17 protein-coding genes are annotated in these 26799 nt (G+C 41.5%); 11 read left to right on the top strand and 6 right to left on the bottom strand.

Going from position 1 to position 26799, the window contains the following annotated elements; all coding sequences use genetic code 11:
* Positions 1 to 4: 4 nt before the first annotated feature.
* From N483_RS00915 to ahpC, 3 genes are all read right to left on the bottom strand, one after another.
* Positions 5 to 1879 carry a motility associated factor glycosyltransferase family protein gene (locus tag N483_RS00915; RefSeq protein ID WP_023398104.1) on the bottom strand — a complete coding sequence of 625 codons (1875 nt, stop codon included), beginning with the start codon at positions 1877 to 1879 and terminating at the stop codon, positions 5 to 7.
* Positions 1880 to 2157: 278 nt separating this feature from the next.
* The gene (gene ahpF, locus N483_RS00910) at positions 2158 to 3726 is read right to left on the bottom strand and encodes an alkyl hydroperoxide reductase subunit F (protein ID WP_023398105.1); all 1569 of its coding nucleotides are present in this window, start codon (positions 3724 to 3726) and stop codon (positions 2158 to 2160) included.
* Positions 3727 to 3833: 107 nt separating this feature from the next.
* Positions 3834 to 4403 carry an alkyl hydroperoxide reductase subunit C gene (ahpC, locus tag N483_RS00905; RefSeq protein WP_023398106.1) on the bottom strand — a complete coding sequence of 190 codons (570 nt, stop codon included), beginning with the start codon at positions 4401 to 4403 and terminating at the stop codon, positions 3834 to 3836.
* A 238-nt stretch (positions 4404 to 4641) separates the two neighbouring features.
* On the opposite strand from ahpC, the gene N483_RS00900 reads away from it, so the two are divergent.
* From N483_RS00900 to N483_RS00880, 5 genes are all read left to right on the top strand, one after another.
* On the top strand, positions 4642 to 5064 hold the full coding sequence (locus N483_RS00900; protein WP_023398107.1) for a DUF3429 domain-containing protein: 423 nt from the start codon (positions 4642 to 4644) through the stop codon (positions 5062 to 5064).
* Positions 5065 to 5356: 292 nt separating this feature from the next.
* Positions 5357 to 6199, top strand: coding sequence for a GGDEF domain-containing protein (locus N483_RS00895; protein WP_023398108.1), 843 nt, complete (start codon positions 5357 to 5359; stop codon positions 6197 to 6199).
* 240 nt (positions 6200 to 6439) lie between these two features.
* A complete protein-coding gene (locus tag N483_RS00890; RefSeq protein ID WP_023398109.1) occupies positions 6440 to 7525 on the top strand; it encodes a methyl-accepting chemotaxis protein in 1086 nt (361 codons plus the stop codon).
* Positions 7526 to 7616: 91 nt separating this feature from the next.
* A complete protein-coding gene (locus tag N483_RS00885) occupies positions 7617 to 8402 on the top strand; it encodes a class I SAM-dependent methyltransferase (protein WP_023398110.1) in 786 nt (261 codons plus the stop codon).
* Positions 8403 to 8590: 188 nt separating this feature from the next.
* Positions 8591 to 9442, top strand: coding sequence for an EamA family transporter (locus tag N483_RS00880; RefSeq protein WP_023398111.1), 852 nt, complete (start codon positions 8591 to 8593; stop codon positions 9440 to 9442).
* A gap of 37 nt (positions 9443 to 9479) precedes the next feature.
* On the opposite strand, the gene N483_RS00875 is transcribed toward N483_RS00880, so the two are convergent.
* Positions 9480 to 11804 (bottom strand): prolyl oligopeptidase family serine peptidase, encoded by a 2325-nt coding sequence (locus N483_RS00875; protein ID WP_155250723.1) that lies wholly within the window; start codon positions 11802 to 11804, stop codon positions 9480 to 9482.
* A gap of 375 nt (positions 11805 to 12179) precedes the next feature.
* Here N483_RS00875 and N483_RS00870 point away from each other — a divergent pair, with 375 nt between their 5' ends.
* The 5 genes from N483_RS00870 to N483_RS00850 all read left to right on the top strand — a co-directional run bounded on the left by N483_RS00870 (position 12180) and on the right by N483_RS00850 (position 20844).
* Positions 12180 to 13193, top strand: coding sequence for a LacI family DNA-binding transcriptional regulator (locus tag N483_RS00870; RefSeq protein ID WP_023398113.1), 1014 nt, complete (start codon positions 12180 to 12182; stop codon positions 13191 to 13193).
* Entirely contained in the window at positions 13194 to 14429 is a 1236-nt protein-coding gene (locus tag N483_RS00865) for a glycosyltransferase (protein WP_023398114.1), read from the top strand.
* Between the two features lie 291 nt (positions 14430 to 14720).
* Positions 14721 to 15947: a threonine/serine ThrE exporter family protein gene (locus N483_RS00860; protein WP_036975302.1), complete on the top strand. Its 1227-nt coding sequence runs from the start codon at positions 14721 to 14723 to the stop codon at positions 15945 to 15947.
* A 680-nt stretch (positions 15948 to 16627) separates the two neighbouring features.
* On the top strand, positions 16628 to 19195 hold the full coding sequence (locus tag N483_RS00855) for a TonB-dependent receptor (protein WP_023398116.1): 2568 nt from the start codon (positions 16628 to 16630) through the stop codon (positions 19193 to 19195).
* A 299-nt stretch (positions 19196 to 19494) separates the two neighbouring features.
* The gene (locus tag N483_RS00850) at positions 19495 to 20844 is read left to right on the top strand and encodes a TonB family protein (protein ID WP_036975176.1); all 1350 of its coding nucleotides are present in this window, start codon (positions 19495 to 19497) and stop codon (positions 20842 to 20844) included.
* A 144-nt stretch (positions 20845 to 20988) separates the two neighbouring features.
* On the opposite strand, the gene N483_RS00845 is transcribed toward N483_RS00850, so the two are convergent.
* Positions 20989 to 21573, bottom strand: coding sequence for a hypothetical protein (locus tag N483_RS00845; protein ID WP_023398118.1), 585 nt, complete (start codon positions 21571 to 21573; stop codon positions 20989 to 20991).
* A gap of 85 nt (positions 21574 to 21658) precedes the next feature.
* Positions 21659 to 23722, bottom strand: a complete 2064-nt coding sequence (locus N483_RS00840; RefSeq protein WP_023398119.1) for a winged helix-turn-helix domain-containing protein — start codon at positions 23720 to 23722, stop codon at positions 21659 to 21661.
* A gap of 198 nt (positions 23723 to 23920) precedes the next feature.
* Here N483_RS00840 and N483_RS00835 point away from each other — a divergent pair, with 198 nt between their 5' ends.
* A complete protein-coding gene (locus N483_RS00835; protein WP_023398120.1) occupies positions 23921 to 26572 on the top strand; it encodes a TonB-dependent receptor in 2652 nt (883 codons plus the stop codon).
* The last annotated feature ends 227 nt before the right edge of the window (positions 26573 to 26799 follow it).

Here is a 26799-nt window from a genome sequence, read left to right as displayed (position 1 = left end):
GTTGCTATTGGAGTGTTAATTCATATATTAATTTATCTAGCATGGCGCTCAGCTCGATGCGAACTTTAACATCGTAATCAGACCATACATTCAATGGCAGATGGTTTATGTGGCTTGCGATTGTCGCGACAATGTACTTTATTGAACCACACAGCAGCAGCTGATAAACAAACGACTGGCGTTCTTTACGCAATTCATAGATAAATCGATTCAATTGTCCTTTTACTTCGGTAATTGAATCAGCGCCACCAACCTGCGCCTTTAATATTCTCAGTTTGTCACACGCATCATTAAAGTACTCGCCAACGTTCAGCTGAGATCCAGAATGAGTACTAGCGTACGCGACAACCGTAGGCATTAATTTATATTTAGATTTTTTATCAAATTTCAAATCTTCAAAGTTTGCAACCTGCGTCCCTTTAATATGCGCACCATCACTTGTATTGGTTACTGTGGCAGAGGGATTGTATCCAAGCAGTCTCTCTTGAGCAGCCCGAGCCTCATTAAAAATCCGTGAAGTGTATACAAATGGCCTAAAATTGCCTTTAACTTTCATTTCATTGTCAAAATTAACATTAGAAAGTAAATTGGTTGGCTCATAGTAGCTCGACAGCTGACTGTGATGTTTTTGGTGATCGACATATCCGTAATCACAGCCGAGTAATATAATGTTTTTAAAACCCATTCTAATAAATGACGCAACGGCCATGTTTGTTACCGTTGGGTTACAATGATAAAGCGCTTTGCACCCATCTCCAGAAAGGTTGGCAAGCTCAGCTCCGAGATCATTGCCTTTTGCAAAGACAATTCTATTATCAAATTGAGTGAGCAATTTGGGGTAAACGGTACTAAGTGCAATAAGCACCACATCTTTGTTACTTGGATCTACCAGTTCAGCCTCTTTGATTTCAAAATTAACTGAAGTTCTCTCCATTTCTATATGAAAATCAGGTTTGATCCCAGCTTTCATTAGAGGTGCTAGAGATGTTCCGCAAGAGACAATAAATGCATGATCTGACTGTTTTTTTAATTCATCTATACTTTTGTCCAATGACGGCCCATTACCAACAATCACGACTGGAAAACTTTCAAACTCAGAAAAAACATTTTCGTGGCAAGAAACTGTCGAGTTTAAACGGTTTTCGCTTGTATGTTTCAAACCAAGTAACTCGTCTTCCAAAAAGCCCCACATGCTTGCAAAGCTATTGCGCCACTGCTTAAACTCGCTAAATATTTGGTCCGTCAATGGCGTACTGTAATGACGATACAGGCTGATATCGGATAGTAAATGAACGCCATTTTGGTCTATGAGGCCTTTCATTTCGCTAAGAAACTGGTCGTAACTCTCTATATTGAAAAAGTTGATTGAACCCGCTCTACTTTCACACTCTGCATGTAAAGCTGCAAAGTTAATATGTTGACATGCCATCGCGTAATGCTCGGCACTCGATTCTACGACTATCACATCCGTGTATCGTATTTTTGAAAGAAGCTTTGGAATGTGATAGCCCGCACCGAGTCCTAAAACAATCAATGTACCACGTTGCGGTTTTGAGTTACTTTTTCTTCCCAAATTATCCGCAATACTATTTAAATTATTAATACAAAGTTGATGTGTATATTCGTAAGTATTGGTTGAAAAACTAAGGCTTAAATGGGCCGGGTGTTGAAGGAATAAATCAACTTGTTTGTAACATTTACCTTCAGCGTGTTCACCATAAAAGCTACTTTGGAATTCAGATATCTGGGAAAGTTTTTTAGAACAAATGCGATTATAGAAAGGATTTGGAAAATACCTTTTAAGGTACGCCAAGTTTTGCTCAAATAGTTCCATATAGTTTATAAATTCCAAATAGTTATAGCCTAATAATTTTTCCACCAATCTGCTTTTTCGTCAATAAAAAATAGAGGAAGGCCACCAAACATATCAGTTAGTAATTTAGAATTAATAACTTAATTTTAATTTTTAAAATTCATTAACTTACACTGACTTAATTGCTACACAAAACGAGGGATTTGAAGACTGAAATTATTAATAAAATAATAATTTTTATTTTATTAATAAAAAAAGCCACGCAATTGCGTGGCTGGAGAAACATTGCATGGGTATATTGCAATGAATAAAGCCTAGCTGAACAATCAGCTATAAAGGGAAATCTATGCAGCGACAGCTGGGTCCAATTCTCGAATTAGATACTCAAACGCACCTAAACTAGCAGTCGCGCCACTTCCCATAGCAATGACTATCTGTTTGAAAGGGGTTGTGGTCACATCGCCTGCCGCAAAAACACCTTGCATACTTGTAGACCCTTTATTATCAATTTCTATTTCACCAAACCGGTTTATTTCAACATCGCTGTTTTGCAACCATTCTGAGTTTGGCACTAATCCTATTTGTACAAATACACCTGCAATCACAATTGAGTGCGCTTCGCCTGAATCCCGATCTAAATATTGTAAACCGGTCACTTTATTCGTATCGCCGAGTATTTCCGTCGTTTGCACATTCGTGCGTATATCAATGTTTGGAATACTCTTAGCTTTATTGATCAATACCTGATCTGCTTTAAGTTCACTGGCAAACTCAAGCACGGTGACATGTTCAACAATATTTGCGAGATCTATTGCCGCTTCGATACCAGAATTACCCCCACCAATAACCGCAACAGGTTTGCCTTTAAATAAAGGTCCATCACAATGCGGACAATATGCAACACCTCTACCTTTGTATTCCTGCTCTCCTGGTATATTAACATTACGCCAACGTGCACCCGTTGATATCACTACAGACTTCGCTTTTAATTTAGCCCCATTCTCTAGCTCAATATCCAAATAATTACTTCTTTCAATGTGCGTAACTCTGTTACCAGTCATAACATCCACATCGTACTGTTTAACGTGTTGCTCCAATTGGGCGACTAATTTGGGGCCCTCTGTTTCTTTAACAGAGATAAAGTTTTCGATACTCATTGTGTCGGCAACTTGTCCACCAAACCGCTCTGCAACTACGCCAGTATTTAAGCCTTTCCTCGCGGCATATACCGCGGCTGATGCTCCTGCTGGGCCGCCACCAATCACCAAAACATCAAAAGGAGCTTTGCTACTCAGTTTTTCGGCTTCTTTTTGAGCTGAGTTTTGATCTAGCTTTTTCAATATGTCTGACAAACCAATTGCACCTTGGCTAAATAGCTGACCATTGAGATAGACGCTCGGAACGGCCATAATGTTGCGCTCTTCAACTTCTTGCTGGAATAGTGCGCCATCGATCATAGTTGTTGTAATTTTGGGGTTGTTTACCGCCAGAGTGTTGAGAGCTTGCACAACTTGTGGGCAAGTCTGGCAGCTCAACGATATGTACACTTCGAAATTCAGGTTTTTATCAATTGCCTTAATTACCTCAACTTCATCATGGTCCAATTTGCTTGCATGACCGCCACTATGCAGTAACGCAAGAACCAAGCTGGTAAACTCATGACCCATAGGTACACCCGCAAAACTGAGTTGTGTTTTTGATTCAACGGAGCTGACCACCATAGAAGGTCTTCTCGCGTTAATATCATAGTTTTCAACCACTGTTAGGTGTTCACTCAAAGCAGCAAGATCATGTGCGAGTGAGTTCAATTCATTGGACTTATCACTGCTGTCCAGCGCGACTCTCAGCTCCACAGGCGAGTTAATATTCTTAAAGTGCTCTTTTAGTTGGCTTTTAATTTGCGCATCTAACATATTTATAATTCCTCATTGAAACGCTACGCACATGGTTGCTTGATTTAAGGGATGCAAATTCAAGTGATACCTACCAGCAAATGCTGGCAGGTATGGTGTGAGTCAAATTAGATTTTACCCACAAGGTCTAAAGAAGGCGCTAATGTCTCTTCACCTGGCTGCCATGATGCTGGGCAAACTTCGCCGTCATGTGTTGCAATGTACTGAGCAGCTTGAACTTTACGCAATAGCTCTTTTGCGCTGCGACCAATCCCTAAATCATGTGTTTCAACAACTTTGATTTCACCTTCTGGGTTGATAACAAACGTGCCGCGAAGTGCGAGGCCTTCCTCTTCAATCATCACACCGAAATTGCGGGTGATTTTACCTGTCGGGTCGCCAATCATCGGGAAGTCAATTTTTTTGATGGTGTCAGAAGCATCATGCCATGCTTTGTGTGTGAAGTGAGTGTCTGTTGATACAGAGTATACTTCAACACCCATTTCCTGAAGCTGTGCATAGTGGTCAGCCAAATCGCCAAGCTCTGTCGGACACACAAAAGTAAAGTCCGCAGGGTAGAAAAAAACAATGCTCCACTTACCAAGTAAATTTTGCTCTGAAACTTCAACAAAATCACCCTTGTGGTATGCAGTTGCGCTGAAAGGTAAAAGCTTTGTATTAATCAATGAAGTGCTCATGGCTATCCTCTATATTAAGTTTGTATTTTGTCTTTGCGAGTACCCTCGCCTTGCTTGAATACAAAGATATAGACTTAGCACTTTTAAATAAAATTGATTAAAACTATCATTGCTATCGATAAATTTGATTAAATAAACTCAACCCCATTGTAAACCTTAGGTATAATCTACTCGTAGTAATAGTGGTGACCTCAATGGACCCACATATTTGACTAAATCAAACTAATTAAGAGTTTTTATGCACCCGTACTTTAACCATATTCAATTAGGCTATTTGGGCTTTGTGCCTTTTTTACTTTGCATTGCAGCAACACTAATGTTGGGAAGCTCGGAATCCCTGGTCGGTGTTTTCAGTTTTTACAGTATGGGCATTCTGGCGTTTATGGCAGGGACCATGTGGCGCGCAGGGGAACAACCAAAGGCCCACGCAATTTTGGCGGTGGTGGTTGTACTTCCATTTCCTTTACTTTATTTGGTTTCTTTTACCGCACAACTTAGCTACCTTGCCGCTAGCTATTGGCTGGTACTTTGGTTTGAAAAAAGTATGCCTAAGTGGCAAGAAACACATAAAGACTACAAACAAATGCGCTTTGTCATTACCTCTGTTGTTTTTGTATCGCACCTATTTATGATTTCACAAGCAATTGAATTGACGAGATAGAATAAACGTTTAACCTCACAATCATGGCGGCACCATAACTATTCCTTTAATGCAATGTAAAAAAGCTACACGTTTCGAGTGTAATCAATTAACATTATCGAACAGTGTTCAGGTGCCGGCCCAACAATCCTCTTTTAAAATCCGGTACCTGCCGAAGTACTGCAAGGTTCTTATTGAGCATTTGACAACTATTTAATTCAAAGATTTGAATCAGTGCGGTAAATTAGTTCGCAACTAAGCAGATCAATAATAATACTGCTATAAGTTAAAGAGTAGCGTTAGGAGTGCATACATGATTCAAAAGCTGCTTTACGGGGTGATAGGGCTATTTGTGTTCACCTTTTATCTTTGGATGAGAGAGCAACCTGGTGATCTGCTGGACTCACTAGAGGAGTTGTTTTGGTTTACTATCGCCTCAACGATGATCGTTTATTCAGCACCGCATTTAAAGAACAACATTTTAATATGGGCATGGTCTATATACTGTTTGGGTTTACTGCTGGATCTGCTGGACGATTTTATCGCCGTGGACATATTTCCAGTTATCGCGCTAGACACGTCACTTAAACAGATTGGCTTTTTACTCATATGCTATGCACTGTACACCATGATAGTCAGACAAAGAGACACCATATCTCAACTCAACAATGAAATTGTGCAAAGACGACGACTGGAAGAAAAGCTTAAATTTGATGCAACCCATGATGAACTCACTCAGATAGGAAATCGCAGAGCCTGCTTTACCCAATTCAAGACACTTTGCGAGCAACATACAACTTTATTTTATTTTGACTTAGATGATTTTAAATGCGCCAACGACAAATTTGGGCACAGCTGTGGCGATTTAATCTTGAAAAAAGTAGCACACTCTTTGAGCACACAGTTTGGCGAAGAACGTTGTTTTAGGATCGGGGGTGATGAGTTTGTCGCATTTGGTAGTTTTGATACAGACAATGACGAGCAACTTCGCAAAAAGCTTTTAGAAGAAGTCTTTGAATACGGTGTCGGTATTAGCATTGGTTTCACTGCTACAGACACAGAAATTGCCCCTGATAAATTACTACATCTCGCTGATGCGGCCATGTACAGTAACAAACGCCTTAAGTCTGTTCGCTCTAAACCTCGGGTCAGTTAACATCTTACCATGCCTTTCATTAGTACAATAAAAGCAGTCCCAACATAAAACCCTTTGATTTAAGGCTTAAAAAATAGAGTACTATTAAAACATTTATGGTTAAATGGCATCATTAAGATGTTAAAGCTGGCGTATTGCGAAAAATTCATAGCAAACCGTCGCTTGTTGATGTGTCATTATCAAATCATTCAGACACATACCTAATACACTATGCACTCATATTACAAAGGAGATTGACTCGTGCTAACCAACTTATTCTCCAGCTCAGAAATAAAAGCAGAACTTTCGCAATTAAAACGTGAGTTGGCACAACAAGTACAAGAAAATGAGCGCCTTACAACTGAAAACAACCAACTACAATCACAGTTGATAGAAGCACAACAGCAGCTAAATGATAATACCGACAATCAGCTCTTGCAGTGTGCTCTATCCGGTATGAGCCAAGTAGAAGGGATCAGAGAGACGGTACTTCACAGCTTTCAAAATATAGAGCAAGACAGCGCAGCCATAGCAGAAGTTAATCAGTCGTTCGAAACGTCAGAAAAGTCACTAGCAAACATTCTGGCTGGTATGAGCCAGCTTTCTGAAAATATGTCGAGTATGACCGACAATATTTCAGGCCTATCTCATATGGCTGACAATATTCACACTTTTGTCGCAACGATCTCCAAAATTTCAGATCAAACTAATTTGTTAGCACTTAATGCTGCAATTGAAGCTGCACGAGCGGGTGAAGCTGGCAGAGGATTCAGTGTTGTAGCAGATGAAGTTAGAGCTTTGGCAAATAACACCAGCGCATCTGCTAACGAAGTATCAGAGTTAGTCACCAAGATCATTGATACAACCCAACTTACAGTGAAAGATGTGTCAGTGATCCAAGAGTCAAATAAAAATTTATCTCACAGTATTGAGCACCTAAATGATGAATATGGAGACATTGTTAATACGTGCGGTTCAATGAAGCAAACTATCACCAATGCTACCCAGCAGACTTTTATTCAAACAGTGAAACTTGATCACGTCGTTTGGAAAAGCGAAGTCTACGCCGTGATCATGGGAAGCAGTAATAAAACTGTCGGCAATTTTGCCGATCATACATCGTGTCGCCTTGGTAAATGGTTCCTAGGAGATGGCTCTAAACAATATTCAAACAACTCTGCTTATAAGCGCCTAGAGCAGCCACACAAAGAAGTACACAGATCCGGTGTAGAGGCTATTAAAAAGTTCCAAGATGGTGACAAACAGGGGGCAGTACAACAGCTCAATAGAATGGAGCAAGCCAGCGTAGAGGTTATGCATTTGTTGGATGATCTTAGAAACACTTAATGCAGTTAGACGATATATTTTTCCTTCGATTGACGACTTTTATAGTTAAATCTTGATATAATTCGCCACTTTTAATTAGTCAGTGTTTATCATGCAATTAGACCCAAAGTGGCGAATACTAACAGTGGGAGATGGCGATTTAAGCTTCTCCTACTCCATCAAAAAGCACCTTCAACCTCAGCAAATTATCGCCAGTATTTACGACAGCGAAGCTATTTTGCGAGAGAAGTATCAAAATCATGCTTTAGACAAGTTGATAGCGTCCAATACACCTGTGTTGACTGAGTTTGATGCCACTGACAAAGCATCTTGGTCTCGCTTGAATGGGCAGACATTCGACGCTGTGATTTTTCAGTTTCCGCTTATTCCTGCTTTTGCTTCACATGACGAGTTTAAACAGAACTCACTGAGCATAAATACATTAAATAGACGCCTACTGAGGTATTTTTTGACTTATTCACAGTCAATTGCTTTAGATAAACAAGGGCCAATGCTCAGTATCATAACGTCAAAAGATGTTAAGCCATATTGCGAATGGAACCTCGAACAAACCTTACATCAATCACTTAATCTAAACTACCTAGGACAAAGTGATTTTGATATAACGCGGTTTCCTGAGTATAAAATACGCAATGTCGACAGAGACAAACACGTAAAAGATACCCGAGGGATCAGTTACTTTTGGTCACCCAAGCCCGCACCATCACTACCACTTACCAAACCCAGCTATTTATCTGAGTCTCACTGTGCCATGTGCCGTGTTGGTCCATTTCTAACAGAGCAAGACAAACAAGCGCATTTAAATTCAAAAAAGCATAAACAGATGTCTAAACATGAACAGGCTTGGCAAGCATACTTAAGTCAAGCAGCCGATTGACCCTGCAAATATATAACAAATAGAAAAAATACAACCTCCATTTTTAAAGTGTTTTAGTTACAAATAAAACACTTTTGAAACAACAAAAACTGCGAAATAAACAATAATGGAATAATGTATACAAAGTGATTGTGTATCCTTAAAGAAAACCTTAGACTTGCGCCCTCTTTGAATTAGCGGGCTTCGTTATGCAAATTCTAGACAAACGATTTTTATACGCAATTGCATGTCTTCTTTTAGCTATGGTGACTATTCAGTCTGGCGCATCAATCGCAAAGCAATTATTTCCATATGTTGGCCCCGAAGGAACGACAGCCTACCGCTTGGGGTTTTCTGCCTTGATATTGTGCCTCATTTTTAGACCTTGGAGAAAACTCCCCGCCAATTGGCGACCGGTTATTCTTTATGGCCTCTCATTGGGGATCATGAATTTGACATTTTACTATGCCATTGAACGTATTCCGTTGGGCATTGGTGTCGCATTGGAATTTACCGGGCCACTGGCAGTCGCATTATTTTCGTCCAAACGCAAGCGTGATTACCTCTGGGTGCTACTCGCCATTGCCGGGATCATAATGCTGCTTCCAAATATGAGTGAAGTGGATGGACTGGATCCTATTGGTGTGATACTGGCTCTGGTAGCGGGTGCTTTCTGGGCCGGATACATTATATTTGGTAAAAAAACCGGTGGACAAAGCTCAGGAGGCATAGCAGTCACTTTGGGCATGAGTGTCGCAGCTTTCGCGATAGTCCCCTACGGCGTCATTTCACAGGGCAGTGCACTACTTGACTGGTCCCTTATCCCACTCGGCATTGCTATTGGGTTATTATCGAGTGCACTACCATACAGTCTGGAAATGGTGGCACTGCGCAATATGCCTGCGCAGGGCTTTAGTATTATGATGAGCTTAGAACCTGCGGTCGCAGCTCTAGCTGGATTGCTGATTTTAGGTGAGCTGCTTACATTTTCACAATGGATCGCCATTATTTTAGTGATCACCGCATCGCTAGGCAGCTCAATAGCCACCAAAGAATCCTAAAAAACCAACTAAGGGCCTGCTTCAGGAGCGGGTCCTTCTAACCCCACGGTGACGGTAAATCAGACTCCTCTACCTCAACTTCCAGCTCAAAGTGCAAATTTTCAGGTGCTGAGCTCGAGGGTTCGATCTCAGGTAGCGTGGCAAAATGAAGTTTCAGCCACTGCTGTTGCTCATATAGCATATGCAGTAAATCTTTTTCATCCTGATATTCATGACCACTATTTGGTAACAAAACAAGCTTGGCGGTCTTGCCTAAATCGTTTAGCGCACTAAACATTCTTTCCGATTGGACCGGGTAGCTGCCTTCCTTCCTATCTTGATAGCCATGGATCAACAACACCGAACTGCGAATATTTTGCGCAGAGAATAAGGGAGAATTAGCTAAATACTTGCTAGATTCAACCCACAAACTTTGCTCGCCAGCACCAAAAACAAACGGAGATAGCGTCAAGTTATAAGTACCACTTCGCGCGATCCCGGTGACAAAGTAGTCTGTTTGAGTTAACAGTTTAAGTACGCTTGTGGCTGCAAAACCATGGCCGCCTATGGCTATTTTTTCTTTGTCCGCAATACCTTGAGAGACCAAAGTATCAACTATTGCCTTTGCACTGGCCCTCAGCTGTTGGTCAAACTGCTCTCCTTGATTTTGCGCACTCAGCATAGGCATATTTTTGATATTGAGCACAGCATACCCCTCATGAACAAATGGCACGCCACTCTTGGCATCTAGATCAGGGAATAGGTAAGGCGACGAGATGACTTGCTTATTATTTTGCTCATTTGTGTCATTAAGCCATACCACAACTGGTACTCGACCCATGCTAGGATCAAAGCTTTTAGGTAAATAAAAGTCTCCTTTAATTACACCACCGGCACCAACACTGAAACGCATTTCCTCTTTGCGGATCCCTTGCATACTTGGATATGGGTGTGGGTACTTAGTAAGTTGCTCGACAACATCAAACGTCAAATTACGAGAGAAGTAGTTTGTTGGATTGTCTTTGGACTCTTTACGCGTGACGAATTGCATACCATCATCTGAAAGCACAGCCACAACTCGCTCGAAATATGGAGATTTTGACTCCCAAATAGGCGTCATTAGGTTACCTCGCGCATCGAATCTTGCAAGATAAGGTATATCTGCCTCACCTTGTTTTTTTGTACCAGTGATAAATATGTAGCGACCTCCAGCAACCTTAATTACCGAAGCGCCAATATCATTTTTGGTCGTTACCAATTCGCGGCTTTCACCTTTAGAAAGGCCCTCAAATAAGTTCAACTTAACTTGAGCACGGTCTGGCGTTAATGGCGAAAATGCATAGTAGTCTTTTTCATTATTTCCGGCATCAATGACCATTAACCCAAGCTGATTGTCACCCCACATTATCTCCGATAGCCGCCCCTCAATGTCAGCGTAGTGGCGAGGATTACGTCTAAACGGCGCTGAAATACTGTACAAACTTTCGCTGTCGCTGTCTAAATCCGACTGGGCCCATATCAAGGTTGCGCCTTTATCAGCACGCCACTGGAATACTCGTTTAACGGTTGCATCTGTAAATGGTTGAGTAAGACTATCTTGTTCGGAAACAGTAACCTGCGGTCGGTAAACTTCGTAAAGCGGCGCACCTCTCATTCCCCAGATCTGCCAAACACTATAGTGCTGTTTATCAAAGTCTTCTTCCGTCATCTGCGACAAGTTTTGTATATCCATCATAGCAACCAACAAGTTGGTCGAGTCAGGCGACGCTTTAAAGCTGCTAAAATAAGCAGGTTGTCCGATTGGAACTTCTCTCCCTTTTAGCGGTACTTTATATAGTTGCCCTAATGCTAACTGTGTAAACTGTGCATGTTTTGGCGCATCAAAAGCATCAGACGGTTTTATTTGTGCAGTTGAATTAACAACCAATGGACCATTCGCATTTGATTGCTCTGCGCTACGAGTAACGCTTTGACGGCTATGATTCACTCTAATATTGGCAATGAGGCCTGAACTATCGGCCAGCCACTCGAAAGGTTTTGCCATTGTAAAGCCATTGAGTGGAAAATTGGACAAGCTCTTAGGTTGGCGTTGTTTAATATCATACACCCATAAGTATCCCCCTGTTTGAGTCTCTAAAATAAACGCAAGATAGCGTCCATTTGCACTCCAAGTAGGCTGAATAATGTGACCTTCGGGGATATTGTTCACCTTGATTAGAGCGCCGGTGTCAATATGCTTAAATGAAACACCAGCATAACGCTCGGCTTCTGGACGCAAGCTGGTTTCAGGGTTTATCTGAACACCAAGTATGCTCAGCGGTGGACGCTGTTGACCTAGTGATTTACCAGTATTATCGGCTTCTAGGGGCGTAAGTAATGCCATCCAGCTGCCTTTGGCGTTTACAAGAGCTTTTGGGACACTGTGATGTTGTATAAGCTCCGCAATTTCAGCCGAAGGTTGTTTATAGCTTGATGGATTAGCATAAACTCCATTGCTCAACACACATGCGCATACAAATAGTATTAAAGCCCTGATAATTATCACTTCTATAGTCCTAGTCTATTAGCCACAACGGGACATGATATCCTTATTTTTCACCAAGTGCAGTAATTTAGAGACATATTGCATTTAAAAAGCTGTTTTTTAGACTATTGTTTTATACAGAACAGCATCAATTGAATTGTAAGTTGCAGAGTCGAAGTTGATAGGTTTAAACTATGCAACCGTCATCAGCACAACCTATGCGATCAGGCACTTATGAACAACGACAAAAAACCAGAAAAAATAACAATTTTTGATGTTGCCAAAGAAGCGCAAGTTTCCAAATCTACAGTTTCCCTTGTATTAACTCACTCCGACAAAGTAAGTGACAAAAGTAAAGAAAAAGTTCTCAAAGCCATTGAAAAGCTTGGCTATGTATATAATAGAGATGCGGCTGCACTGCGCAGTAAAAAATCCAACCTCGTCGCGGTCGTTATCAATGATTTAACCAACCCCTATTCAGCGCAATTGGCGGTGGGCTTAGAAAAGCACATTTATGCGCTAGGTATGGTGCCGATGCTAGTAAATACCGGGGAGGATTTTACCCGTCAACAACAAGTTGTTAATACCCTCAAAGAGTACAATGTCTCTGCGTTTGTCATGGTTCCTGCACCAGGCACAACCAAAGAATGGGTGAACCAACTGGTTTCAACCGGGTTTCCTGTCATCAACATCATGCGAGAAATCCAGTTTGCTGAAGCCCCCTGCATTTTGCCTGACAACCAAAAAGGCACACACTTAGCAACAGAGCATTTATTGCAAAAAGGGCTGTCATCAATTGCTTTTTTAGGCGGTACTGATGAAATATCCGACTACCATGAACGATTGAGTGGGTTTCGCTCAGCAATATCTGCCCACGTTGATCAAATTCAATCCCATGAAATAATGGCACCAACGAACCGCCAAGGCGGCAGAGATGCATTCCATCAACTTTTCAGTATCGCTCCAGATATCCAAGCAATTGTGTGCTTCAGTGATGTCATTGCCTATGGCGCAATGGAAGCAATGCGCGAACACAATCTAGTACCTGGCAAAGATATCAAAGTGATTGGATTTGATGACCTTGCTGATTCGCGCTTAATGCGCCCCGCACTGTCATCGGTTCGTATTGATGCAAACGACATTGGTAAGCGGACTTGTCAGGCACTTAGTGAAATCCTTAACAAATCTCAACCACCGGTGAGAACACTGGTAGATATATCTTTACAAATACGAGAATCATCTTCTTAAATGACCAAAGTTTTAGTTATCGGCTATGTATGGCCAGAGCCTAATTCATCGGCAGCTGGCGTGCACATGCTGTCTTTATTGCAATTTTTTAAAGCACATGGCTGGCAGGTAGAATTTGCAAGTCCGGCGCAACAAACAGACCATATGGTCGACTTATCAAGTTATGGCATTACAAGCAAGCCAATAGCACTCAACTGTAGCTCGTTTGATCAGTATATCGAAGCGATGTCGCCTGATATCGTCCTGTTTGATCGTTTTATGATGGAAGAGCAGTTTGGCTGGCGGGTAGATAAATTTGCGCCCAATGCACTCAAGATTTTAGATACGGAAGACTTACAATGTTTGAGAGGGGCTCGTCACAGTGCAGTCAAAGCCGGCGTTGATTTTCATCGCGACCAATTGTTAGATAGCGAACTTGCCAAACGAGAGATAGCGGCAATATTACGGTGTGATTTATCTTTGATCATTTCTGATTATGAACTGGAGTTACTGACAAATACATTTAACGTCAGTCCTCGGCTGTTGTTGCACTTACCTTTTTTAGTCGACTTAACACAAATTCCGTCACAGCTTCCAAGCTTTGATGAGCGAAAGCACTTTATGACCATAGGTAACTTTCGTCACGCGCCAAACTGGGATTCTGTCCTTTATTTACAGAAGTTGTGGCCAACAATCAAAAAGCGGCTTCCGGATGCTGAACTGCACATTTATGGTTCATACCCGCCCAAAAAAGCAACTGCCCTTCACAACCCGAAAACTGGCTTTCTTATTAAAGGCTGGGCAGACGACGCAATTGACGTGATGAAACATAGCCGTGTTTGTTTATCACCTCTTAGGTTTGGAGCAGGTATAAAGGGTAAGTTTTTGGAAGCGATGTTAACTCAGACGCCATGTGTAACAACCCCTGTCGGCGCTGAAGGTATGCACGGCGCTTTGCCGTGGCATGGTGCTATTGCGGCAAATGAAAAAGAGTTTATCGACGAAGCGGTCGAGCTCTATAGCAATGAGTCTTACTTTAAACAGGCACAATCAAACGGCTTGAATATTTTGTCTGATAGGTATGATAAAAGCGCTTTGTATAGACGACTTGAATGCAAAATATCTACTATTCAGAGTAATTTGACTCAGCATCGTACGCAAAACTTTTATGGACAGATGCTCAAACACCATACACTCCGTAGTACCCAATATATGTCCCAATGGATTGAAGAAAAAAATGCAAACAAAATGCGTTGAAAATCAGACAAAACTGGTTAGAATGCGCGGCGTAACTTATTATTAGTTTTGTAGAAATAAACAACGAGTCAAAACCTCTGTTTTTATCTTGAACTAATTGCGCCGCGAACCATGTTGCAACATGCTTTTATGCCTTTTTTCGAACGAAAAAGTACGCCAAAGGCGCTCCAAATTTGCAACATAATTTTGCGATACCATAAGGTACTATGTTTTTGTTATTTGGGATTTAAGTACGCCGTACTTAAATATCTGGGCTCGCCCTTAATCACGCAACTATTAGGTATTGCACAGTTGAATTCAGCTACGTTTACCCAAAAGCGCAAGTTTATCGTTAAACTTGGCAAAATGCTTCATCAATATGGAACCCCTGCCTTTCGATTAGAAGCACATTTAATGGAAGTGGCCACACACCTTGGATTAAAATCATCTTTTGTTATGTCGCCTACATCAGTCACTTTTGTTATATGGACCGATGGACATGAAGAAGAATACACCCATGTAGCGCGTGTTGAGCCTGGCGATCACGATTTGGGTTCTTTGGCCAACACTGATGACGTCGTGAACAAAATGCTTGCTGGTGAGCTAAGTGTAACCCAAGCTGATGAAAGCTTAGATCAAATCCAAAATGCCGACTCACCCTATTCGCGCTGGCAAATGGCTGTGGCCTTTGCGATTTCTGGTGGCGCATTTGCCATGCTAATGGGAACAAGTTGGAGTGATGTGATTTGGTCAGGCATTATTTCAATCTTGGTTTATCTCTTTATTCTTTGGTCTGAACACTCAAAGCGCGTTACCCACATGTTAGAACCCATGGTTGCTATCGCGGCAGCATTTGTGGCTTGTGCAGTTTCTGCTTACTTTGATCCTCAGTTGAACATCCGCTTAGTCGTGCTGTCGGCCATCATAGTGTTTATTCCAGGTCTGGCTCTCGCTCTGGGGTTTGCTGAACTCTCTGCAAGACATTTAGTTTCTGGCACTGCGCGCGTTATGGATGCCTTTATGCTGCTCTTCAAGTTATATTTTGGTGCATTTTTAGGTATCAGCATCGGATTCTATGTCTTTGGTCAAGTCGACTTTGTGCAACCTGAAGCATTGCCTAAATGGACCGCATGGCTAGCAGTATTTTTACTGTGTATGAGCTTAGTTGTCATTTTCAAAACTAAGTTAAAGCATATTCCTTGGTGCATTACATCTGGCTTTATAGCCTATGCAGTCTCAGTTAGCGCAGCCATTTATTTTGATTATGCGCTTGGGACATTTGCGGGGGCTTTTGCCGTAGGTATATTCAGTAACATCTTCAACAGAGTAGAAAACGCACCTGCATCAATTGTGACTATGAAAGGGCTAATTGTGCTCGTTCCGGGTTCAAAAACATATATCGGGCTTAATTCACTGATCGAAGGACAGAGTTTTGTAATGGCTGATCATATCGGACAACAAACCTTCTTAATATTTATGTCCCTTGTTGCAGGTCTGATATTCGCTAACGTAACGCTTCCACCTAAAAAGAGCTTGTAAATAATAACGTAATTAATTGAGCCATACGGTCGTATGGCTCCCCTGAATGGCAAACCGCCACCAGCCTAGGTAACCTTAATATTTATGTCTCTTGTTACAACCTGATATTGGCCAACGTAAACCCTTCCACCTAATAAGGCTTGTAAATAACAACGTAATTGAGTGAGCCATACGCTTGTATGACTCCCCTTGAAGGCAATCCATCACCAGCTTAGGTAATCTACCCGGCCTCTGTGGCGCTGACTTCAGGCTTTCTCTAAAACGACTTTACATTGACTCCTCGTTCTACACCAACTTCACATTATGGCTAACATTGCCCTATTTAAATTATCTATTTCAAAGTTACCATAACCAAGACGCAGTATCTGGGTATTCGCCGTTGGGTTTTTGTTCTTTAACCACTACATTTATCAAATCTTAAATATCATTAGTTGTGAATGTAAATATAATTTCATTACCACATAGACAAGTAAATTTATTTATAAAGCTCAAAATAAAACCAATAATTTTTTATCTTGATAAAAATCATGAGGTTAAGCCACCAAAATTTATAAAAAATCACATTTCACAACTATTAATATTCATTCAAGATTTAACAACTGCTCTTGTTGTTAAATCTTAATTGCACAAGATTACATTCGAGTGATTACGTTCAAATTTCATCCAAGGGGATTGGTATCATGTTTAACAATAAGAATAAGTTGTCGCTGGCAATAAGCTCAGCATTGATGGGGTCAACTTTATATATTTCGCCGTTTGCATTTGCTGAAAATGACAGCGCTGTTTCAAATCAGAAAGAAGTGGAAGTGATTCAAGTTCGTGGCATACGTGGTAGCGTTGTAAAGTCGCTTAATACAAAGCGTTATGCAGATGCAATCGTTGACGCTGTCACAGCTGAAGACATAGGTAAATTTCCAGACCAAAATGTTGCCGAGTCATTGCAACGTATCACAGGTGTGTCTTTAACTCGTAACTTCGGTGAGGGTGAACGCGTTAGCATTCGAGGTACCAGCGAAAGCCAAAACCGTACATTACTCAACGGCCAAGCAGTCGGTTCAGCTGACTGGTGGACAAACTCAGCAGCCAGCCGCGGTTTCAACTACACCATGCTTCCCTCTGAAATCGTCGCAGGCCTTGAAGTCTATAAATCACCGGAAGCTGATATAGACGAAGGTTCAATCGGTGGAACTATCGTTGTTAAAACAAGAAAACCGCTGGATTTAGATGCAAACAAAATCGCAGGATCATTACTCGCACAATATAGTGAAGTGTCCGGTGAAACTGATCCTCAAGCGTCAATCATGTACAACTTTAAAAATGATGATGAAACTTTTGGCGCACTTGTTTCTGTAATTCGACAAGAAAGAAACCTTCGTCGAGATGGTATTGAGGCGTGGAGTTGGGCTGATAGAACCATTACGATGGCTGACGGAACAGTTCACGAAGATGTGTACAGTCCTGGCGGTGGTGGTTCAGCAATGTTCTCACAAGAGCGAGTCAGAACAGGCGTCACATTAGCACTTCAATATCGCCCTAGCGATGCGACCGATATCTCATTTAATTTACTAGATTCTACGCTTGATGCTGATAATGAAAACCAAAACTTCCTGTGGTTACCAGAACGTGGCGGCTCTCAATATACTGATATCACCATAATCGATCATGATAAAGTAGGTAGAATGGTTGTTGGTGGCACTATGGGGCTCTCTCCTGATGGCACCAACATTCTAAATGAAACCAAAGTCAGAAACTCGCAACTTAAAACAAAAGCCTATGACTTAAAAGTCGAACATGAAGGCGAGCTTTGGCACTCTACATACCAGCTTGGTTACACTGAAGGCACTGGTGGTTCGCAGGCGGACCGTTCGGTCGGTTGGGTTGGAAACTATGTACATTCTTATGACACTTCACAAGTTGAAGACGTTAAAACATCTTACGGCGCAGACCCAAAAGATGGCTCGAAATGGAACCTTGGCTTTTTGCGATACGACAGTAACGACGCAAAAGACGATGAAACCTACTTCCAAGCAGATTTTAAACGCCCTATCGACGTTGCTGTTTTTAGCGAAATCAAAATGGGCGTAAAATATCGTGACCACAGTCGCTTTAATACCAAACACACAACTCAAAACCGTACTGATTTGAATTGGAGTCTAGCAGACTATTCGCTGAGTATGCCAAGTGATTATCTTTCTGGATTAGGCTCATCAGGCACTTTACGAGCATATGCTATTACAGATTCAGATAAGGTACGCCAAGATGGTGACGCACTGAACTGGCCTTATGAAGTTTTAAAGGCCAGTACGTTCGACATCAAAGAAAAGATTTTGGCAGGTTATGTTAAAACAACGATAGATGCTGATGGCATGCGTGGTAACTTAGGTGTAAGGCTTGTACATACTAAACAAGAGTCGTCAGCATTTGCTGGTGCATCTGGTGCTGAGCTGTGGACAACCCAAGATAAAGATTACTTTGACGTTTTGCCTAGCATCAACTTAGCAATCGATTTAAATGACGATCTACTAATGCGATTCAGTGCAGCAAGAGTAATGTCTAGACCTGACTACGCAAGTATGACTGCTTCAACTTCATACAACGTGGAGACCCAAACGGGTACTGGTGGTAATCCAGATATCGACCCATTCCGTGCAACCCAGTTTGATACAGGTATTGAGTGGTATTTCAATGAAGCGGGTATATTCTCAGCCGTCTTCTTTTACAAAGATATCCAATCATTCCTTGATAGTACACCCGCTTTTGAGACTCATGAAAACACTTTGATCCGAATTAGTCGTCCGTCAAATGGTCGCGCGGGTCGGATCCAAGGTCTTGAGTTTGGCTACCAACAAGAATTACTAGAAGGTTTTGGTGTTTCAGCCAATTACACCTACGTAGATGGCGAAGCGAAAGACAAAGATGGTAACGACGTTACTATCCCAGGTAACTCTGAGCACACCATCAACTTAAGCGCATACTACGAAAACGAAAGCCTAAGCGGTCGCATTTCTTACAATCACCGCTCTGGTTATGACTCAGGTAATGACTGGCCTGGCTATATTGATGCCTATGGACAAGTAGACGCCAATATTACTTACAACATTAATGAAAACTTAGCAGTTGTACTCGAGGCAATAAACCTCACAGACGAGCATACATTTAGCTATCAAGAAGAAGGTGTTGAGCAAGCCCTTACCGGTGTCTATGCCGATGGCCGACGCTTTGTTGCCGGTGTTCGCTTTAACTTCTAACACTAGAAAAACCTCCCTGTGAAAAAGCTTTAAACACCGGGAGGTTATTTATAAGTTCGCTGCTAACACAGCGGCATTAGGCGATGGAAGGCCCCTCCCTGCCCAGGAGATTTTGAGCTGAAGTCTACGCTTGTAGACCTTCAGCTTTTCTTTTTAAACACCTTATACTTTGAGAATATGGTAATTGTTTTTAAAAGCTGTAGAATCGGTCATTTAGGTACATAAATTAGCATAGTGAATAAGTAAAATTACACTTAACGCAAGTTAGGTAGTTAGCAAAGGGTGCCATTTTAGTCAGCATGAACCATTTTAGGCCTATTAAACTCTTGGTATTGATTTTGGTCTTGTTGTCACCAACAAGCCAGGCTGATTTATATACTGCCACGCAGTATTACCAGCAGCAAAAATACGTCAAAGCCTATAACGAGTTTTATCAACTGGCCCAACTAGGTAACGGCGATGCCATTTATAATTTGGCCGTAATGTCATTACATGGCCAAGGAACTGAAAAAAACCTTTCATCAGCCCACGCGTGGTTTTCACTCGCTGCTGAGTACGGTATTTCAGAATCTCTTAAAACAGCCCAGCTAATTTCTTCTCAATATGCTAACCAACAAGTTTTAGCACAAGTACTAAACGATAAAAAAGAACGCTTTGGCTATCAGTATGTGAGCCAAAGTTATTACCCAAACTTAGACCATACAATAGCGCCCAGCGGTACATTGTCGCGAGTTTATGAAAAGCTACCAGAGTATCCGGAGCAAGCAGCAAGGCAAGGCCTTGAAGGCTGGGTTTGGTTAGAGTTTGATATAGACACATCTGGTGTGGTCAAAAACCTCGTCGTAATTGATGACTACCCTAAGAATATCTTTGCTTCGGCCTTAATCAATGCGGTAAGCGTTTGGCGTTACAAGCCCGGTCAGGCAAAAAAAAATCATTCGTTGATCTATCATTTCACCACCTTTAAAGGAAAAGAGTATAAGCGGACACTCGCATTTCAGCAGCAAGATTATCAGGTTGAAATAAAGCGTCATATTGACGCTGCTGAACAAGGTAATGCACAAGTTCAATACTACATTGCAAACTGGTTGAGCTCTGACAAATATAACGCTAGCCAGCTACTTAAGTATCATTGGCGAGATGACAGCGCCTATCTGACTATGTTACTTGCTGCGGCCAAAAACGACCTACCGATAGCCCAATACAAACTTGCAATGGAGCTGTTGACCAGCACTAATAAAAATCAATTTAGTGTGGCTTTAAATTGGCTGAAAAGAAGTGCAAACAAGTTCGCGCCAGCTCAATACAAACTCGCAACGCTGTATAGTGACAAAAACAGCCAAATTTACGCGCCGAGTGAGGCCACTAAGTGGTTCACTAAATCTGTTGAGGGAGACAAGCGCGCTGCTAAAGCACTTAGCTTGCATTTATATAATCACACCATGGGTAGTGACGACGTTACTTTTTGGCTGAATAAAGGCCTCGAGCTAGATAAAAGTGACCCAGAGTTACTTTTATTAAAAGCCAAACTAACTAGCTCTAATGACAAAAATGAAGCTTTAAAATTAGCAAAAAATGCGCAAAAACAAGCCCTGAAGCGTCAATGGAACACCGCATTAATTGAAGAGTTTCTCGAAACACTACGTTAAATTGAAAAGTAGAATATCACTTCTCTAAAACCCAGTTCATGGCTACTACGGAAAGCCCCCGTGACTTCGTCCAACTATGACCAACTACTCAACTTTCACGTCATAACATTTAAATATGTAAAGCCATTTATATTTAGTCATTTATTAACGAGACTGAGCGGCTGTGACGATTGTTCTTTCTGTGCAACCAGCACAAATCTCTCCGTATTGCATACGCGCCTTAAATACGCGATCTTGTTGATCAAAGAGGGTATAAGAGTTCGAAAATAATGCAGCATCAAGTTTAAAATGCTCAGCCAGTGTTGCAAAGATCACTGGGTTTTCACCAGTTTTTTGCGCTTTTTGTTCAAAGTGAACTCTTCCAATATAGGTTAGTTTTTGCTTAGAGCTCACAAACCTTTGTTGCGTTTTACCTTTTTTATAAGTTGAACTATATGGTGCACTCACCTGCCACCCGACGATTCTGTATGCGCCTTCAGGGAGGCTTATTGCAAACACACCATGTTCATTGACATTAGAGCTCAAGGAAATAAAGGTCGACTCTTCAGTATCCATATTTTGAAAATGAAGTTGATAATCCGCATATGCGCCACTGTAGGACATAGTACCCCAAACAACGCCTTTGCTCGGTTTTACATTTTCTACATAAACATCATCAATATTTTGAGAGGCACAACCACTAATAAAAATGGTCGTCAATATACTGCAAATGCGCTTCAATCCCTTCATAAAAATACCGCCTTTAGTTGAAACCACAACTACACACTGCACTTTTATCTACCTAATTGCAACAAATAAAACATTAAAGCAAACTTTACTCTAAGATAAACTCGTGCAGGACAATATCCATTTCAAGGTTTTCGACACGGTTTAGAATGATCTGCGTACCACTTGCCGTCGTACTAAGGCCTAAGTCAGCATTTACATCATACAGGTGTAAGCCTATATCAGCGATAAACTCATTTTTTTGCAATTGGCTGTTAAAATTAAACAATGACAACTGATGACCTTGCCTAATAACATAATAAATTCCATTTTCATGAACCGCAGGGCGGTATAGCTGCAACGAATGAGAGAGCTGCTGTAGCGGAATTTCCCCTTCCAACGCTTCAAATAAATACCCTTTAACATCCTCAATATATGATTGAAAGCTAATGTTTTTCTTTACAAGTGGTACATACTGCTGTGCATTTTCAGGCAGCAATGCATTACTGGCATTGGCGATATCATGACGCCATAACTGGGGTTGGTTTGATTCTGATGTCTCGAAAAAGAGTGCTTTACTGTCATCGGACCAATAAATATTTTTTAAAGACTGGTTTTCCTTTACGACAGAGCGCGGAGTTTTAGAAAAGGTACTGATTATAAATAGTGTATTAGACTGGCTTAAAACAGCCAAGTATTCACCATTGGGCGCAAAAACCAGCAGTTTCGGTGTATCTTGTATTGGTAATTTAGTCAAAAGGCTTGGACTAGATTTAAACTGGTGCTTTGACCATATTTCTACATTTTCAATATGAGGATCGGCGTGTGAAGCAGCTGAAACATAAGCCAATTGCATACCATCTGCAGAAATACTGGCATGGGTGTCTATCCGTGAATTAGAAGAAATAGGTTCAAAGCTATCACCTTGCAGGTTATACGCATATAAGTTCACTTCGGCAATGCCTTCAGTATGTGCAATAAGCCCCTTATTTCGATCCAGCGATATTTCTGACACCTCACCAAATGGTTTATACAAAGAGACCTCTTCATTGCTCGCTGAGTGTAACTTTAGCTCTTTGCCCACACTCAAAATATCACTGTCACTCAGGCCAAAATACGGCTTCCCTTGTATGTCTATTTTCGTCGTCTTCGCAACCTTTCCATCATCATTCAATAGACCTTGGTACCATTGTTGCGCCTGCTGATAAATAACTCGGTTACCGCGCATATGGTAGTCTTCAGCACGCGTTACCACTGCTCGCCCAGACAAGTTGATCTGCCTATCTTCTGTCGCTTCTATTTGATATTTAACTAGCTCCTTGTTACCCGCATTCATCTCTCTAACAAAAAGCTGTCCTGATGAGTTCCAAGTCACGTTGCCAGGTATTTGCGCACTGTCACAATCCAAGATAAATACATCTTTATTTAAGCGCCAAAGTTCTATGGTGTTGTGCACTGAAATAGCTCTTATTTCACAGCTAAATGGACTATATCGATAATAAAGTAGCCAGTTCCCGTCCATCGACCAACTTGGTGCTTGCTCACTATACCCCGAAGATTTGATTGTGTGTGAGGTGTTGGTCTGAAGGTCATAGACCACTAAGTCATACTGACTTTCCCCTGTTACAATCTGGCTATAGGCAAGAAAGCGGCCATTGGGTGAAAAGTTCAAATAAACCTCAGCACCAGGAGATGACGTTAAACGTGATACATATTTAACTTGTGTAATAGGTTTAAATACACTGAAATCGAATAAAACTAAAAATGAGCAAAGCCCCCCAATTAATAGCCCAGCAGTTAGCCAGTTTAAAGGCACATTTTTTTGTGGTGTTTTCGCGTGCTGAATCATTGTTGGCGCATTTGCAACATCAGCAATGCACTGATAGCCAACTCTTGGCACAGTTTTAATGAATTTAGGTTCTTTAGACGTATCGTTTAGGGTCTTGCGAATTTGGGCTACAAGCTGGCTTACTGAGTTATCACTAACAATTAAATTTGGCCAAAGCTGGTTAATAATGTCATCTCTGCTAACTGGGTTCGGCGCTCTGTCAATCAATAACTTTATTAGTGCCAATTGCTTATGCTCTAAGGGAAACCAATTCCCTTCGACTCTGGCACTCATTTTTTGAGTATCAATTAAAACATCATTTAACAAAAAGCGTTCAAACCGCATTTATTGATCCAATCTAAAACAGGCCTTAACCATACAGTTCAACACATCGCGGACTATTCCATTATGATCACACTATGTTATGATGGGGGACAAATTTATTTTACCTAAAAGCAACTTTACAGCACTTTCTGTTGCACTTAAATAGAAATATAAAAGCAAAGTTTCCCGTACGTTAAATAAAAATAGGAGTTGGAAACAATGATTATGAAACGCTTTATTTACCTGTTTCACCTCCTAATGCTATTTATATGTTCTGTTTGTTTCAGCCAGCAAACACAAAATCATCAAGACAAGTCCAGCCAGGACCCAACGAAAAAGTCGAGTGCGAGTGACGACCTAATACATATTGAAATCAGGGCCTTCCATGACAGCGTTGTCAAGTCTCTCAATGTAAAGCGTTTTAGTCAACAAACATCAGACAGTATAAGCACGCAAGAAATCGGTAAATTCCCTGATAAAAATGTTGCAGAAGCACTTCAACGGATCACCGGGATTTCACTATCGCGGGTTCAAGGCGAAGGCGAGCGAGTCGGCGTTAGAGGCACCACACCTGAGCAAAACCGCACCTACCTCAATGGTCAATACTTAGCATCTGCTGATTGGTGGATTTCTTCTTTACCAAGTAGAGGATTCAACTTTACCTTACTACCAGCGGACATCGTATCGAGTTTAGAAGTGTATAAAACACCTAAAGCCAACCAAGATGAAGGCTCATTAGGTGGTGCTATTAACATCAAAACTCTCGATCCATTTTATTCTGAACCAGGTACTCTGTCCCTCACCTCTCAATTGCAATATAACGACTTGTCGCAGCAATATGACCCCCAACTATCAGCTGTTTATAGCTGGATAAATCCATCACAAAATTTCGCTTTGTTGTTTTCCGTTAACCACCAGCAACGTAGCTTACGCAGAGATGGTCTAGAATCCTGGGGATGGCATGAGCGCGATTATAAAATTAATGATGCGGGGCAGTTAACCCCAGCAAAAGCTCAAACTGGCGACCTTCAAAAAATATGGTCTCCCGGCGGCGGTGGCTCTGCGGTATTTCAACAAGATAGGGCACTTACAAGCTTTACCTCCAGTGCAACCTACCATATCGATGAGCACTGGACTTTAAGAACCCACCTTCTACATTCGCAGCTCAGTGCCGATAATTCAAACCAGAATTTCCTTTGGCAACCGGGCAAAGCTTTAGATGCAGGTAGTCAACTTAGTGACTATCAGATAATCGACCAGACTCTAGCCTATGGAAGTTTAACACCAGCCACGGCACAGCCATTTAATACCAGTATGGAAGCCATTTGGAGAGAAGCACAGATCCAAACACAAAGTGTTCATTTTGACCTTTCATACGTTGGTCCTTGGTGGCATGCACAGTACCAAGCTGGGTATACGCACGGTGACGGTGGTACAAGCGAAGATAATACCGCACAATTTGCAACCAATACCCACTATAGCTTTGACACGAGACAAGTAAAAAATATTAAAACCAGTTATAACACTTCACCACTCAACCCTAACCAATGGTTTATCAGTGAAGCACGCAATGACAGTCAAGACGGTAACGATGTTGGTTACTTTCTGCAAAAAGACTTCTCTCGCGATCTCTCTTATCAACACCTTCAAACTTTCCGTTTTGGAGGAAAATATAAACGCCATAAACGAGATTTTATTCGCATGCGCTCACAGCATGGAGGTCTGGATGGGTTGGCTGGACAATTAAATACGACTCTTGCGGACTATCCTGCACAATTTGTTAGTGGTTATTTAGATGGCGTCGGAGATCAACACACATTAAAAGAGTACAGTTTTGCCGATATCAAAACATTAGCAGACGACTTTTCGAAACTAAACTTTGTTCAATCAGAAGAAAAGACCAGCCGCTTTTCAATTGAAGAAGAAACGCTCGCAGGCTACGCTATGCTTGAACTTGCAGGCGATACATACCAAGCGAACTTAGGCGTGCGAGTTGTATCAACTTGGCAAAAATCCAGCGCATATGAACGCATTGCAACCTTACCCAGTGATCAAGCTAATTATACTTGGCAGACTAAATCAAAAAATTACACCGATATTTTACCTAGCCTCAATATTCAATTTGATTTGACCGATCAACTCATTTCTCGATTCGCAGTCGCGAGAGTTATGTCACGTGCTCAATTCCATCATTTGATGCCTTCAACCAACTACAACGTGACACAAGCCCAAGGGCAAGGTGGAAATCCAGACCTTGATCCATACAGAGCCACCCAGTTTGATTTTGGATTTGAGTGGTATTTTGCTGATTCAGCGCTCGCGTCTATCGCCCTATTCAGCAAAGATGTTGAGTCGTTCATCGAGTTCAATCGCCAACTCGAATCTCATGAAGGCATTTTAATGTCGATAGACAGGCCTATCAATGGTGCGGGAGGTGTGATCCGAGGCCTTGAGCTCAGCTATCAACAGGCCATAGCATACGGGTTTGGCGTCATTGCCAACTACACCTTTGTTGACGGCGATCGTACATCACAACTTTCAGGACAATCGGATTGGATCCCAGGTACTTCAAGACACAGTGCAAACTTAACTGCCTATTACGAAAATAGCTTTATCAGTATGAGGCTTGCGTATAACTACCGTACCAAGTTTGCAACAGGCATTGGTGAAACGAAAATGGATGACTATGGTCAACTAGATGGTAATGTGACGCTGTCACTGAATGATGATTTGGATCTTATCTTTGAGTTTCTGAATATCAATAATGAGCTTATTTACACATACGACAGAAATGAATATGCACCAACAGCCATTTATCAAAACGGTCGCCGCTTTTATTTTGGTGCAAGGTATCGTTTCAATACACACTAGATTTAGCAAAAACCTAGCAAAATCCAACCGCATACTCCGTACGTCATATTCTGCACTAGGGTTTAACATTAATCCTAGTGTAGGCCGCTCTTCTATCAAAACAGCTAGCAATCAGCCTCTTTCTCAGCGTGCTAAGTTCAGCCTAGTTTTTACGTTATTTACTGCTATCAAAAAGCGTTTAAACGGCTAATGCATTGAAAGTAAAAACAACTCTACAAATTTAGCGG

Origin of the sequence: Pseudoalteromonas luteoviolacea NCIMB 1944 (genome assembly GCF_001625565.1) — a bacterium.
GTDB classification, from domain to species: domain Bacteria; phylum Pseudomonadota; class Gammaproteobacteria; order Enterobacterales; family Alteromonadaceae; genus Pseudoalteromonas; species Pseudoalteromonas luteoviolacea_F.
Note: the sequence above shows the minus strand (reverse complement) of the source record. Positions and strands in the feature narration are given on the sequence as shown.